This is a genomic window from Natronorubrum bangense (assembly GCF_004799645.1).
Taxonomy (GTDB): Archaea; Halobacteriota; Halobacteria; order Halobacteriales; family Natrialbaceae; genus Natronorubrum; species Natronorubrum bangense.
The window spans coordinates 1-13129 of the sequence record NZ_CP031305.1; the positions used below are offsets into that span (position 1 = coordinate 1).

The following is a 13129-nucleotide window of genomic DNA, read 5'->3' on the forward strand; positions in this document are numbered from 1 at the left end:
ATGTCCCTCGACGAATATGACGCTGCACATACGGCACTCGAGCCAGCCGACGGCGAGATCGAAACCGCTGAACTGGTCGTCACCGAGGACGTGCTGGTCAAGATGTTCGCACTCGGACCGGGCGCGGAACTCCCCGCCCACGAACACGCCGATAGTACGAACGTGTTTCACGTCCTCGAGGGGACGGTGACGGTCGTACAGGGGCGACGACAGCGAAGAGATCACCGCGCCCGGCGTCGTTCGTCACGACCGCGGTGTCGTCCACGGCGCACGAAACGAAACCGAGGAGACGGTCGTCTTCACGGCGAGTCTCTGTCCGCTCCCCTCATAGAACGTCTGAACGCGGCCGCGATCAAGAACGAAGCTGGACTGGTTCGTTGAGCTGTCCACACCATTGAATTTAACAGGAAGTTTTTATTCGTGCCGTTCCCATCGAACATATGACCCGCGGTCTCGGTGCACCTGAAACGGCTCACCTTCGGCTCCTCGTCGTCGGCTCGTCGACATGGCTCCAGACGACGGCAGCGCGCCTCGAGGATGGGGACGTTACGGTTTCCGGGCCGCTCGAGTCGGACGCCGACCTCGAGCTCGATGCAATCGACTGTGTGCTGACCGACGAGCAGGCTGTTCTGACGGCTCTCGACACAGAGTGTGCCGTCGTTTGTGCTGTCGAGTCGGCGGACGGGGAGACGCTCGAGCGACTTCGCAGTGCGGGCGCAACCGACATCGTTCGCAGATCGACGGCCGAGAATCCGGTGTTGCTCGAACACCGGCTTCGGCAGGCCACGCAGTTCGTCACGACCCGTCGGACAGTTACACAACAGGAGACGTGGTATCAGACGCTGCTCGAACAGTCGTCGGATCTGTTGATCGTGACCGACGCCGACGGGACGATCACCGCTGTCGGCCCGTCGGTCGAACGAATACGCGGAGCAGACACAGACACGTTGCTCGGTGTCTCGTTTATTGACCACGTCCACCCAGCGGATGCGCCAGCAGTCCAGACCGCCTTCGAGGACCTCCGTGAACGGGCAACCGGTGAGACGACGACCGTCGAGTACAGATCGCAGTACGCAACCGACGGCTGGTTTGTCCACGAAGCCGTTCTCACGAACTGGCTCGAAGAGGAGAGCGCCATCGTCGTCTCGATCAGGGATGTCACGGATCGCCACCAGGTCGAACAGGAGCTCGACAACTCGTTTGAACGGGTGACAGACGCGTTCTGTGCACTCGACTCCGAGTGGCGGCTTACCTACATTAACGACCAAGCGACGTCCCTCCTCGGCGTCGATCAGGCGGCGGTTCTCGGACAAGATTTCCTCGAGGAGTTTCCGAAACTGGAGGGAACGGATTTCCACAACGCGGCGACCGAAGCAATGCGGAGACAAGAACACACGTCGATCGAAGGCTACTACGAGCCTGCAGATCGCTGGTACGATGTCGAGCTGTACCCCTCGCCGTCAGGGCTCTCGGTTTACTTTCGAGATGTCACCGATCGCATCGATCGCGAACGGGAACTCGAGGCGCGGACGGAGCGACTGGAAACGCTCGTCGAAAACGCCCCCGTTGCCCTCTCCGTCGTCGATGCTGATGGGACGATTACGCTCGCCGAGGGCCGTGCACTCGATCGTATCGACGGCTGCGAATCGCCACTCGTTGGCGAGTCGGTGGACGACGTGTTTGATTCTCACTCGAGCATCCTTGACGATGCGAACACAGCACTGGACGGCCAGTCCGCCCACTCCATGATACTCCTCGAAGATCGCGTTTTCGAATCGTGGTGGCAGCCGATCACCGCGGATGACGACGTCGAACGAGTTATCGGAACTGCCGTCGACGTCACTGAGCGCGTGCAGTATCAAGAGACACTCAACGCCTTACACGAGGCCACGAGACATCTGCTCACCGTCGAATCGAAGCAGGCTGCCTGTGAGTACATGGTCGACGTCGCCGCTGACGTCCTCGACATCGAGAGCATCGTCTACCGCTTCGACGAGCAGCAAAACGAACTCCTGCCGGCAGCCTACGCACCGGGAATCGAGTCGACGATCGGGACACCACCCCGTCTCGAGCCGACTGAGAGTATCTCCTGGCAGACGTTCGCCAGCGAGACTCCATCCCGGTTTGACGACGTCAGGGAGTCGGCATTCGTGTACGATTCGACGACGACCGCTCGCAGTGGGCTCTACGTCCCGATCGGCGAGCACGGCGTACTCGTCGCCCTCGATCCCGAGCCGAACCAGTACGACGATGAAACGTTCGAACTCGCACAGCTGTTTGCCGTGACGGCCGAAGCAGCACTCGATCGAATCGGTCGTACCCATCGGCTCCACCGCCGCGAACGGGAACTCAAGCAACAAAATACCTCGCTCGAGCGATTAAACGATGCAAACGAGGTGCGTCAGGATATCGAGCAGTTACTTTTAATGGCTGACACCCGGACCGAGATCGAACAGGGCATCTGTGAGCGCCTGACCGACCTCGAGGCCTGCTCGTTCGCCTGGATCGGCGAACCCGATCCAAGCGGGACACAGCTTCATCGGCGGGCACAGGACGGCCTCGAGCGTGGCTATCTCGAGGCCGTCACAGTGACGACCGTCGACGACTCCGCGGCCGAGCCGACGGGGCGCACGGCACGCACCCAGGACTCGGTGTATATCGAGAACGTTGCCGAATCGGTTCGTGACGGAACCTGGCGTGTCGAAGCTCTCTCGCGGAACATCCAGTCTGTGTACACTGTGCCGCTCGTGTACGATGGCTTTCTGTACGGGGCCCTGTCTCTGTACGGTGACGACCGAGATGCGTTCGACATGCCACTTCGATCAATACTTGCAGATCTCGGCGGGACCATCGGCTATGCAATCGACGCGGTCAAACGGAAGGCTGCACTGCGTACCGACGGCGTTGCCGCGGTCGAGATCGAACTCGAACTCGAGGACGAATCGCCGCTGTGTCGACTCGCCGAGCAGCTGGCTGCACGAATCGAGTACGAAGGGGAGACGATCCGGGCTGATGGCTCACCGACGGTGTTCGTCGTGGCCGATGTGTCGCTCTCTCCGGACGACACTGCCGCGCTCGCGGATCTCGAAGGTATTCACGCTGTCTCGATCATCACAGATTTCGAGTCGGAAACACTGTTGCAACTCCAGTGTTCGGATCCGTTCCTCGGCGCTGTCGTCGACGCACAGGGTGGCACGCTTCGGTCGTTCGTGACCGACAGCGACGAGAGCCGGGCGATCATCGACGTGCCGGAAACGACCGAAGTCAGAGACCTCCTGTCGAGACTCGGCCGCCGTGGCTTCCCTGCATCGATGGTCGCCCGCCGTGAGCAGTCGACAGACGATCTGTCGACAATCGATATCTCCGCGCGCAACTCGCTACTCGAACAACTGACTGACAGACAACAGGAGGTCGTCCAGACGGCCTACTACGGCGGCTTCTTCGAGTGGCCTCGCCAGACCACCGGTGAGAACCTCGCGGACTCACTCGAGATCTCTCCACCCGCCTTCCACAAGCACGTCAGAGCCGCCGAACAGAAGCTCTTTACCGCGTTGTTCGACAGTTCGTCGAACTAGGGTTAACTGTGTAACCATCTGCTGCAGGATCGGTTACACAGTTAATAATCAAGCTCTTTACTGTTACTCGTGAACGTGAACTCGTCTTCCCGCAGATCGCACGGGGGGTTTGTAGAATCAATGACTGAAATGACTTCACGTTCACCATCTGCTTCAATGACGGACCACTACGTTGTACAGCACGACCGACTCGATGACCAACCACTAAGCGTCGCTATCGTCGACGCCGTTGCGACGTTTTGTGACGAAGAGATAACGGAACTCGAGCCACTTCATTATACGATTAACACTGATGCGCTCGAGCGACTGTTCGAGCCGCGTGCGGAGGGCGTCCGGTCGGACGGCTCAGTCGTCTTCGAATACAACGGCTGTCTGGTAACCGTCGATGCCGACGGTGAAATCCGGGTCGAAGAAGCGTAATCTGACCACCACTGCGACGATTCGACTCAGGGGTGGGTCAACTCGTCGTTTTGCGTGTCGACTGTTTCAGCTGTGTCGAGTCTCGAGACTCACACCTGACTCGCCAGTCGCATCGGTTTTCGTCACGACGACCGGGTTACAGCGCCAGTACTCGCCAGCGCCCACGCAAGATCGTCGGATCACAGAACTCACTCCGACCGTAATTTCGTTGGAAAAATGCCCGGGGAGGGCTCCGAACCCTCGATCTCCGCATGTCCCAGGTCCGAGGCTCGGCAGAGTCCTCGAGGGGACACGGAGGCTTCCAAGGCGAAACCGCACCGAATCTCTGAACCCTATGAGTGCGGCGCTATGTCCAGCTAAGCCACCCGGGCTCGTTTGCTGATAGTGCCGTCTATTTCTTTAAGCTTCTCATTCCGTCCGGGCGTGCAACGCCGACCCACGGATTTATGATATGGCCTTCCCAACTACCCGCGCATGAGCGTTCCCGGAATCGTCCACTCTACTCTTGATGGCGAAGAAATCGCGGCGCGAGTCTCTCTCGGCGGTGAAGACTGCCTTTTCATCACACCCTCGAGCACCCTCGTCTACAACTCCGAAGGGCTCTTGAGCGACGAGTCGGTCGACGAGTACCCCCACGACGCCGACCGACTGACGCTCTCGGAAGGACGGCGCAAAACCACGTTTGCACTCGAGTACCCACTCGAGGGGACCAAGAAGTTCACTGTCCCCGCAAGCAAGACCGACGCCGTTCTCCATCCAGTGCTCGCCGGCGTCTTGAACGGCAACGGGATCACCGAGCCGGGCGAGACGGTCGTTCAGACGTATCGCTTTAGCGAACTGACGTTGATCATCACGAGTGACCGACTGGTCAAACACATCGGCGCGGCGGTCTGGGACGGCGACTACGAGGAGTACGAGTTCGCGGATGTGACTGGGCTCTCCTTCGAAGACGGCAGTGTCGCCACACAGATCGTTCTCGAAGTCGGTGGACGCCCACAGCGGATCAAAGCCCCCAACGAGGAGGCAAACGATCTCCGCGAACGGCTCAAGCGCGCGCTGTTCGAGTACCACGGCGTCGGCTCGCTTGCAGAACTCAACGAGGCGGTCGGTGACGACGACGGAACTGGTGAGGACCGTGACCGCGCAACGGTCGACTTCGGCGACGGCGTCGATCCACTCGATGCAAACCCGCCCGAACTGGACGACGACGGCAGCGACTCCGCTGCCAACGACACGAGTACGCCGGCCGCCACATCGACCGACCCTCTCGCGGAGGAGACGACGGCCGCCCGTGAAGCCGAACCCGAACCTGAGCCACAAACACACGTCCCCGACACGCGCGAGAGGACAGCACACGGCCAGCAGGACACGCCACAAGACGCACACGACGAGCCTGCGCAGTCGGAGACATCGACAGAGCCGGACACCGAACCGACGGACACCACCTTCGAGATGACGACCGACGAGTCGACTGTCCCGGCGACCGAGCACGCTGACTCCCCGACCACGACCGAACCGGACAGCGCTCGAGCCGGCCACGACGCTGTACTCGAGTCGGGCTCGTTGCTCGGTGGCGAGATCGACGACACTGCAGCGGAGACCACAGACGCTACCACGGACGCCGAGCAGGTTTCCAATAGCGAACTCCTCGAGCGACTCGAGTCACTCGAGTCGACCGTCGAACAGCAGACGGAGACGATCGAACGCCAACAGCAGACGATCGAACAGCTGATCGCGGAACTCAGAGCGCGCCGATAACGGCTTTGTGTCACCAGAACACGGCCCTGTAGCCTCGTTGGTCAGTCCTCACGCCCCGTCACTTTCCGGATACACGAAGACCCATAGGGGCCTAACTCGCCAGCATCGAGTTTGATAAAATAGCCTGTCGACAGCCCCATACCACAGCGTTGGCAGGTAAACTCACCCTCTTTCGTAATGATGTCCTGCTCGAAGCGTACGTACTGGCGGCTCTTCGGCCGGATGATCCCGTCCTCGCGGTCGATGATCCCACGAAGTTCGGCCTCATCGAGGATCGTTCGCGTCACCGTCGGATCGGTCGTCACCGTCTCGATTCGGTCGATAACCTCGGGGAGGGGAAGCGACTCGTGCTCGAGTCGCTCGAGCAGTGCCAGTCCGAGTGTGACCCGGTCGTCATCGGTGTCGACGGGCGTGTCGGCTTCAGGCTCGTCGCGGTCCATCGATGTGTGGTGTCGCCCCGATATGAATAAACGTTGTGTCGTGGCCCGCAGAGACACAAACGTTTCAACACTCGAGGAAAAACTGTGATCGATGTCGGTGTCACCGGGACAGCTTCGCCTGCTCGCCGGGATGATCGTGATCGGTGCGATTGTCGCGACTGGCCTGCTCGTCTCTCCAGCAGGGGTGCTTGGTGCCGCTGCGTCGGTTTCTTCGGACCCCTATCTGTTCGGCCTCGTCGTGGTCGGACTCTATCTCGTGCGGCCGCTGCTTGCGCTTCCGACGACGCCGCTTGCACTTGTCGTCGGGTACGGATACGGCGTCGTCCTCGGGGTTCCGTTCGCACTGGCGGGCGTCATCATGACCGTTATTCCCGTCTTCCTCGCTGCACGCTGGCTCGGCGACGCCGAAACACGCACCTGGCCGTGGTCGATCGGTGGCTGGATCGGAACGCTGCTCGAGCGAACCGGAACAACGGTCTCTCGGTATTACAACACCGCGGGACCGGTTCGTGGCGTCATCGTCTCGCGGCTGGCACCGATCCCATCGGATGTCTCGACATGTGCAGCCGCGGTCAGCGGCGTGCGCCTTCGCGAACTCGTGATTGGGACGGCGATCGGCGAACTCCCCTGGACGGTCGCTGCGGTCGTCGTTGGCTCCTCGGCGGCAACCGTGACGGCCGGCGGGCTCGGCGAACTCGGGGTAACGCTCACGGTCGTCTGTCTGTTCGCCGCGATGGCGCTGCTTGCAGGCCCCATCTATCGAGCAGTTCAGTCGCGCCCACAACGACACAGCGTTGACCGCCAGATGGATCGCTAGCCCGAGCCCCCAGCGTCGACTGCCGGGCAAGCTTCGTACGCCAGGCTGGGCTCGATCCCATCGAACAGGTGTGGTGTGCGCCTAGAGAAACGGATCGCTGCAGTCGATGACGACGCCGTGTTGTGGACAGACGTACTTGCAGTGGCGCTTGTACATCGGCGTCTCACAGAACGGACAGGGATGACCATCCGTGCGATGGGATTTGGGGCTGTCAGTCACAGGAGATCAACTCCCGAGCGATTCGACGATCTGTCTTTGCGCTGCCTGGTGAGGTCGGTTGGCTGCGAGACATCGAGTCATTAGTACTGACGGTTGGGACCAGTATGAACGCGACGGACTCGAGTGGAGCCAATCGCTCGAGTCACCGTTCGTGACGGGGAATTATCCACACGTCTCTCTCGGAAAAATGAGTATGCATAGTGTTAAGAGAAGGATCGTAGTGCGTGCGCATGGTGTTACCAAAGGCCATGACCTGTGCAGAAACGAGGGACCGTTCGAACGAGCGGCTCCAGCTGGGTGACTGTGGCGTGGTTCAGCAAGCTGACTCGAGTATAGCGCGACGGCGAGGTGTGGACACGGAACTACCGAGACGGGTTCGTCCCGAAGGGGGTGGGGCCGATGGCTGATTCGGACGACCTCAGTGCTGTCGGTCGCTTCCGTGAGGAACTCGACCCGATTGTCTTCCTGTTTGGAGCCGGCCTCTCGGTTGGGATCATCGCACTCTACTTCATCAGCCCGACGACCGTCGAAAACGCCATTGGGGTGGCAAACGAGTCGATGCTCGAGTATCTGAACTGGGCGCTGCTGTTGATCGTCTTCTTGATCGTCTTGTTCTTGCTGTTCCTGATTATCGGGCCGTGGGGGAAGATCAGGTTGGGCGACGAGAAGCCGGAGTACAGCTTCCTCTCGTTTTTCGCAATGTTGTACTCGGCTGGCTTCGCCGCCGGGGTCGTCTTCTGGGGGCCGACTGAGGCGCTGTTTTATTATGACAACCCTTCGCCGCTGTTCGACGTTTCCGGTGGCTCGGCGGAGGCGATGACGGTCGCCGTCCAGCAGACGCTGTTCCACTGGGCGCTCCCGCAGTTGGCCGTCTTCACGATCATGGGGATCGCGATCGGCTACTTCGCGTACAACTACGACTCCGTCCCACTGCGGGTTTCCTCGGCGCTGACCCCACTGCTCGGGAAGGATAACCTCGATGGGAACGCCGCGAAGTTCATCGATATCATCGCTGTCTTCGCGACGATCGGCGGCGTCGCGACCTCGCTTGGCTTTATCGGCAGCCAGTTCGTCACCGGACTGGACTACCAGTGGGGGATCGATCTGGGGAACACCGGGATCTTGCTCGTGGTGACGACGATGACGCTTTTGTTTACGATCTCGATGGTGCTCGGCGTCGACCGCGGCATTCGCCGGCTCTCGAACTTCAATATGATTCTCTTCGTCGTCCTCATGGTGGCGACGTTCATCGTCGGCCCGACGGTGTTTCTCGTCTTGCTCGGAACACAGGCCTTCGGCGGCATGGTGACGAACTTCGTCTCGATGAGTCTGTTCACCGGCGCGGGTGTCGAGGGCGGCACCCAGTGGGCAAACGACTGGACCGTCTTCTACTGGGCGTGGGCACTCTCGTGGTCCCCGTTTGCCGGTCTGTTCATCGCCCGGATCTCCAAAGGACGCACCGTCCGCGAGGTCGCGTTTACGGGCATCGCTGCGACCTCTGGGGCGACGATTCCGTGGTTTACCTTCGTCGGCGGCTCGGCCGTCTGGGCCCAGCACAACGGCGTCACGGACATCCTCGGTCCCGTCGGCGAACACGGCGCGCCGGTCGCTGGCTTCGCCCTCTTCGAGGCGTTCCCGCTTGGCTCCGTGTTCATGATCGCCTTTATGATCCTCGTCACCACGTTCTTCATTACGTCAGCGGACTCCTCGACGCTCGCCGTCTCGATGATGACCACCGGCGGCAAGGCCAGTCCCTCGAGTATCAACCGGGTCTTCTGGGGGGTCGTCCTCGGCATGACTGCCGCGATCCTGATGATCCTCGGCGGTGTCGACGCCCTGCAGTCGGCCGCGATCATCACGGGCGGCCCGTTTGCGTTCGTCTGTCTGTTCGCATTGCTCGGGCTCGCCCGCGAGTTCAGCGCGAAGTTCGGACGCGTGCTCTTACAGGATGACGCCTGGATCGTCGGCTCGCGGCCGGAACAGCCCTCGAGCGGCGATTCGGACGCGGTTCCCGGAGACGACGACTGACGGCGATCGAGTCGTCTCCGGACGACCAGCGTGGACGCACCGCTGGTCAGTGCTGTCCGATGCAGAGCGATCGAAAAAACGACGTCGCGGTTTCGGTCGGTCGGTTCAGTCGCTTCTCAGCACTCGCTCCAGCCACAGGACTCGCAGGTCTTGCAGCCTTCGGAGTAGTACAGCGACAGCGAGCCACAGTCAGGACACTCCGGCGACTCGCCGGCGTCGATCAGGTCCTGAATGGCGTCGTCGTCGTCGTTGCTCGCCGCAGCGGCTCCGCCGTCGGTCTGTGGGCCGTCAACCTCGGCGTCCGCGCCCGCATCAGCCGCATCCTCGAGCGTCTGCTGGGTCGGGTACGGCTTGTCGATCTCGCTCTCGAGGTAGCGACGCATCGCGGTGCCGATGGCGTCCGGGATGGACTGGATCTGCTCGCCTTTGTCCCAGGCGACTTTCGGACTGCGCGTGCCACAGAGTTCGTCGACGATCTCCTCGGGGTCGACACCCGAGCGCAGCGAGGTCGAGATGACCTTCGCCAGCGCCTCGGTAAAGGAGTTCGTGAAGCCACCGGAGTGGCCGATGTTCGCGAACAGCTCGAACGGCTGGCCGGTCTCGGGGTCCTCGTTGATCGTCACGTAGACCTTGCCGTAGCCGGTGTCGATACGCTGGCTGACGCCCTGGAGCGCATCTGGCCGCTCGCGCTTCTCGGTGAAGTCGACCTCGACCGGCTGGCGTGCCTCGTCGACCAGCGAGTCGACGTCTTCCTCGAGAACCTCGCGGACGTCCTCGCTCTCGAGGAACGCCTCGAGACCACCGAAGATCTCGTCGATCTGTTCGATGAGCGCCTGTGCAGCTTCCGTCTCGTCGGCGAAGTCGGCGTTGTCGGCTCGCGTCGTCAGCACCTGCTTGGAGCGGGTACCGTCGCGGTAGTAGGTGACGCCTTTCCCGCCGTTCTCGTAGACCCACTCGAAGACCTCTTTGGCGTCCTCGAGCGAGGAATCGTTCGGTGCGTTGACCGTCTTCGAGATGGCGGAGTCGACGCCTTTCTGTGCGGCACACTGGACGGCCGCGTGCTGTTTCGCCGAGAGGTCCGAGGTGATGACGAACAGTTCGCCGATGGCGTCTGGCACCGTCGACAGCCCTTCGACGCCGTCGAACTGGTTTGTGGCCATCTGCTCTTGGGCCTCTGCTTTGACGGCTTCGACGTCGATGTCGTTGGCCTCTAAGGTGCGCAGGAAGTAGTCGTCGAACTCGACGAGCATCTCGTCGCCCTGCACGTCGTCGGTGACGTTCTTGTAGTAGGCGACGTTGTAAATCGGCTCACAGCCACCCGTCGTGTTGCCGACCATCGAGGTCGTTCCGGTCGGGGCGATGGTCGTCACGTTGTGGTTGCGGATCGGGAAGCCATCGGCCCAGTCGTCGGCGTCCTCGCCGGTCTGTTTCTCGAACCATTCGCGGTACTCGGTCGGCTCGGCGTACTTCGAGTCGTCCCAGTCGTTAAAGGAGCCACGCTCGGTTGCGAGGTCGTGACTCGTCGCCTTCGCGCCGTGGTTGATGTGGGTCAGCAGCTGGCTGGCGACCTCGTTGCCCTCCTCGCTGCCGTACTTGATGCCGAGCTGGATATACAACTGAGCGAGCCCCATGATTCCGAGGCCGATCTTGCGCATGTCACGAACCTTCTCCTCGATCTCTTCCACCGGGAAGTCGGACATCGTGACGACGTTCTCGAGGAAGCGCGTACCGTACTCGATGCGTTCGTCGAACTCCTCGAAGTCGATCGCCTCCGCTAAGAAGGCCGCGACGGCCGCCTCGTGGGAGTCGTACTCATCGGCGTGTTCCTCGCTCCAGACACGCCAGTCGGGTGCGTTCTGGTCGGCGACCGTCGAGAGGTTGATGTGACCGAGGTTACAGGCCTCGTACTCCTCGAGTGGCTGTTCGCCACAGGGGTTTGTCGCGAGGATGCGGTGGTCTTCCTGCTCTTCGATGTCGAAGGAGTGCTCCTTGTTCACTCGCTCGAGGTAGATGACGCCCGGTTCGCCGTTCTCGTGGGCGCCTTCGACGATGCGTTCGAAGATGAGTTCGGCGGGGATCGACAGCGGCTCGCCGACCTCGATGTGTTCGCCGAGGTCGTAGCGGCTGTACATCTCTTTGGTCTCCTCGGTGGCGATGTGTGGCTCTTCCGTGCGCGGATTGGTGAACGTGAACTCCTCGCCGTTTTTGACCGCGTCCATGAAGCCGTCGGTGATGCCGACGGAGATGTTGAAGTTAGAGAGGTGGCCCTCGACGGCGTTGCGCAGGTGTTTCGGAACGCGACCTTCCTCGTCGATCAGCTCGCGGGCTTCCTCGAGTGCTTCCGAGAACGTCGTGTAGGTGTAGTCGTCGGGGTCGTTGAGTCGCAGCGTGTGTGCCAGCGAGACGTCCTTGTTTTTGGCGTGGATGAACTCGATGACGTCCGGGTGGGAGACCCGCATGATCCCCATCTGCGCACCGCGTCGGGTGCCACCCTGGGCGATCGTCTCACAGAGCTGGTCGTACGTGCGCATGAACGTGATCGGGCCGGAGGCGATACCGCCGGTCGAGCCGACCGAGTCGCCGTAGGGACGCAGCTGCCAGAAGCCGTAGCCGACGCCGCCACCGGACTGGAAGACCTCTGCGGCCTTCTTTGCGGTCTCGTGGATGTCCGAGAGGTCGTCGTCGGGGCTCATGACGAAACATGCCGAGAGCTGCTGGAGTTCGTCGCCAGCGTTCATCAGGGTTGGCGAGTTCGGCATAAAGGAAAGGTGCTCCATCCCTTCGATGAACGTCTCGGCGACGTCCTCGACGTGCTCGCGCACGTCTTCGGGAAGCTCTGGGACGACCGTCTCGTAGGCGAACTTGTTGACGTTGTGCTCGGTTAGTTCGGTTTCGACGTCGTCACCAACGGTTGTCCCCTCACCGAAGACCTCCTCTGCGAGTTCGTCCCGGCGCGGGTGGTCGGGCTTGAGCTGGTCGGGTGTAACGGTTACCTCGAGGTCGAGCTTGTCTGCCTCGTAGACGGCTTCAGCGAGGGCGACGTTCTTGCCGACGCGGTCGAAGAGGTCCTCCTGGGATTCGATGAGCTCGCCGTTGGCGTCCTTACGCAGATAGCGTGCGGGGAGGATGTTGTGATAGGCGTTGTCGGTCAGTCGCTCCTCGAGCGTGTCACCGTCGGTGCGTTTGATCGGGAGGGTGAGGTCAGCCGCGGAGAGCTCCGAGTTGCTCATGCGCAGGTCACCTCGTCAGTATCCCGTTTCCGGGTGGCGATTCTGGCGTATGGGGAAGTCCTGAATTCCATCATTCGTAACGAAGGTTCGATAGTCAGCCATGCATCTTAAAACTGGGTATTTCGTCCTATATTTCTTGTACTAGGACAACTCCAGTTGTATAGATGGCTCTGTGTTGTCTCGTTTGTCGAGTCGATCACGATCCTCGAACAGACCGTAATCGGTGCTATCAGCAACTACAACGCCGACGGTCTTAACGATTTTCAGACCGAACTGAAAGTAGCGTCAACGACAATGAATCGCCGCCTAGTCGGCCGATTTTCAGTTTCAGTCGGCAGATCGGTCGCCTGCATGAACACATTATTTTTCGTGAAAGTAGCGAATAGCACTCTTTCATTACATCCAGAAAGATTACGTCCCTGTAGGACCGTGGGGTCAGTATGTTCGAACCGCTAACGTCCTCGACCATCTTGCTCATACTGGCGGGATTGGCCGCCTTTGCGGTCGCCGTCGTTGCGATCCGTATCGCGATCAAACTGGCCGTCCGAGTCGGGCTCGTCGCCGCGGTCGTGCTCGCAGCGCTGTGGGCAACTGGTACGCTCGAGTTGCTCCCCGGCGTCTGAAGTCGACAGCTCCGTAACC

Annotated in this window: 9 protein-coding genes, 1 tRNA gene and 1 pseudogene; 7 read left to right on the forward strand and 4 right to left on the reverse strand. The window is 61.1% G+C overall.

What is annotated here, in order from left to right; genetic code table 11:
* From DV706_RS00005 to DV706_RS00015, 3 genes and pseudogenes are all read left to right on the forward strand, one after another.
* Window positions 1–331 (forward strand): annotated as a pseudogene (locus DV706_RS00005) (cupin domain-containing protein).
* Window positions 332–440: 109 nt separating this feature from the next.
* The gene (locus DV706_RS00010; RefSeq protein WP_006067680.1) at window positions 441–3575 is read left to right on the forward strand and encodes a PAS domain S-box protein; all 3135 of its coding nucleotides are present in this window, start codon (window positions 441–443) and stop codon (window positions 3573–3575) included.
* Between the two features lie 120 nt (window positions 3576–3695).
* Entirely contained in the window at window positions 3696–3995 is a 300-nt protein-coding gene (locus DV706_RS00015; RefSeq protein ID WP_049889977.1) for a HalOD1 output domain-containing protein, read from the forward strand.
* Window positions 3996–4212: 217 nt separating this feature from the next.
* Here DV706_RS00015 and DV706_RS00020 read toward each other — a convergent pair.
* Window positions 4213–4366: transfer RNA gene (locus DV706_RS00020), tRNA-Met, on the reverse strand.
* A 103-nt stretch (window positions 4367–4469) separates the two neighbouring features.
* Between DV706_RS00020 and DV706_RS00025 the strand changes: the two genes are divergently transcribed.
* Window positions 4470–5753, forward strand: a complete 1284-nt coding sequence (locus DV706_RS00025; RefSeq protein ID WP_006067682.1) for a DUF7115 domain-containing protein — start codon at window positions 4470–4472, stop codon at window positions 5751–5753.
* Window positions 5754–5794: 41 nt separating this feature from the next.
* Here the strand turns inward: DV706_RS00025 and DV706_RS00030 are convergent, their stop codons facing one another.
* Complete coding sequence (locus DV706_RS00030; RefSeq protein ID WP_006067683.1) at window positions 5795–6193, reverse strand: DUF5830 family protein; 399 nt, start codon at window positions 6191–6193, stop codon at window positions 5795–5797.
* Window positions 6194–6284: 91 nt separating this feature from the next.
* Here DV706_RS00030 and DV706_RS00035 point away from each other — a divergent pair, with 91 nt between their 5' ends.
* Complete coding sequence (locus tag DV706_RS00035; protein WP_006067684.1) at window positions 6285–7010, forward strand: TVP38/TMEM64 family protein; 726 nt, start codon at window positions 6285–6287, stop codon at window positions 7008–7010.
* An 81-nt stretch (window positions 7011–7091) separates the two neighbouring features.
* Here the strand turns inward: DV706_RS00035 and DV706_RS21370 are convergent, their stop codons facing one another.
* Window positions 7092–7229 carry an HVO_2523 family zinc finger protein gene (locus DV706_RS21370; RefSeq protein WP_161569781.1) on the reverse strand — a complete coding sequence of 46 codons (138 nt, stop codon included), beginning with the start codon at window positions 7227–7229 and terminating at the stop codon, window positions 7092–7094.
* Between the two features lie 399 nt (window positions 7230–7628).
* Between DV706_RS21370 and DV706_RS00040 the strand changes: the two genes are divergently transcribed.
* The gene (locus DV706_RS00040; protein WP_006067685.1) at window positions 7629–9257 is read left to right on the forward strand and encodes a BCCT family transporter; all 1629 of its coding nucleotides are present in this window, start codon (window positions 7629–7631) and stop codon (window positions 9255–9257) included.
* A 116-nt stretch (window positions 9258–9373) separates the two neighbouring features.
* Here DV706_RS00040 and DV706_RS00045 read toward each other — a convergent pair whose 3' ends face one another.
* Entirely contained in the window at window positions 9374–12487 is a 3114-nt protein-coding gene (locus tag DV706_RS00045) for an adenosylcobalamin-dependent ribonucleoside-diphosphate reductase (protein ID WP_006067686.1), read from the reverse strand.
* A gap of 440 nt (window positions 12488–12927) precedes the next feature.
* On the opposite strand from DV706_RS00045, the gene DV706_RS00050 reads away from it, so the two are divergent.
* Window positions 12928–13110: a hypothetical protein gene (locus tag DV706_RS00050; protein ID WP_006067687.1), complete on the forward strand. Its 183-nt coding sequence runs from the start codon at window positions 12928–12930 to the stop codon at window positions 13108–13110.
* The last annotated feature ends 19 nt before the right edge of the window (window positions 13111–13129 follow it).

Coding starts and splice junctions, on each gene's coding strand:
- DV706_RS00010 (WP_006067680.1), top strand. CDS start 441: ATGACCCGCGGTCTCGGTGCACCTGAAACGGCTCACCTTCGGCTCCTC.
- DV706_RS00015 (WP_049889977.1), top strand. CDS start 3,696: ATGACTGAAATGACTTCACGTTCACCATCTGCTTCAATGACGGACCAC.
- DV706_RS00025 (WP_006067682.1), top strand. CDS start 4,470: ATGAGCGTTCCCGGAATCGTCCACTCTACTCTTGATGGCGAAGAAATC.
- DV706_RS00030 (WP_006067683.1), bottom strand. CDS start 6,193: ATGGACCGCGACGAGCCTGAAGCCGACACGCCCGTCGACACCGATGAC.
- DV706_RS00035 (WP_006067684.1), top strand. CDS start 6,285: ATGTCGGTGTCACCGGGACAGCTTCGCCTGCTCGCCGGGATGATCGTG.
- DV706_RS00040 (WP_006067685.1), top strand. CDS start 7,629: ATGGCTGATTCGGACGACCTCAGTGCTGTCGGTCGCTTCCGTGAGGAA.
- DV706_RS00045 (WP_006067686.1), bottom strand. CDS start 12,487: ATGAGCAACTCGGAGCTCTCCGCGGCTGACCTCACCCTCCCGATCAAA.
- DV706_RS00050 (WP_006067687.1), top strand. CDS start 12,928: ATGTTCGAACCGCTAACGTCCTCGACCATCTTGCTCATACTGGCGGGA.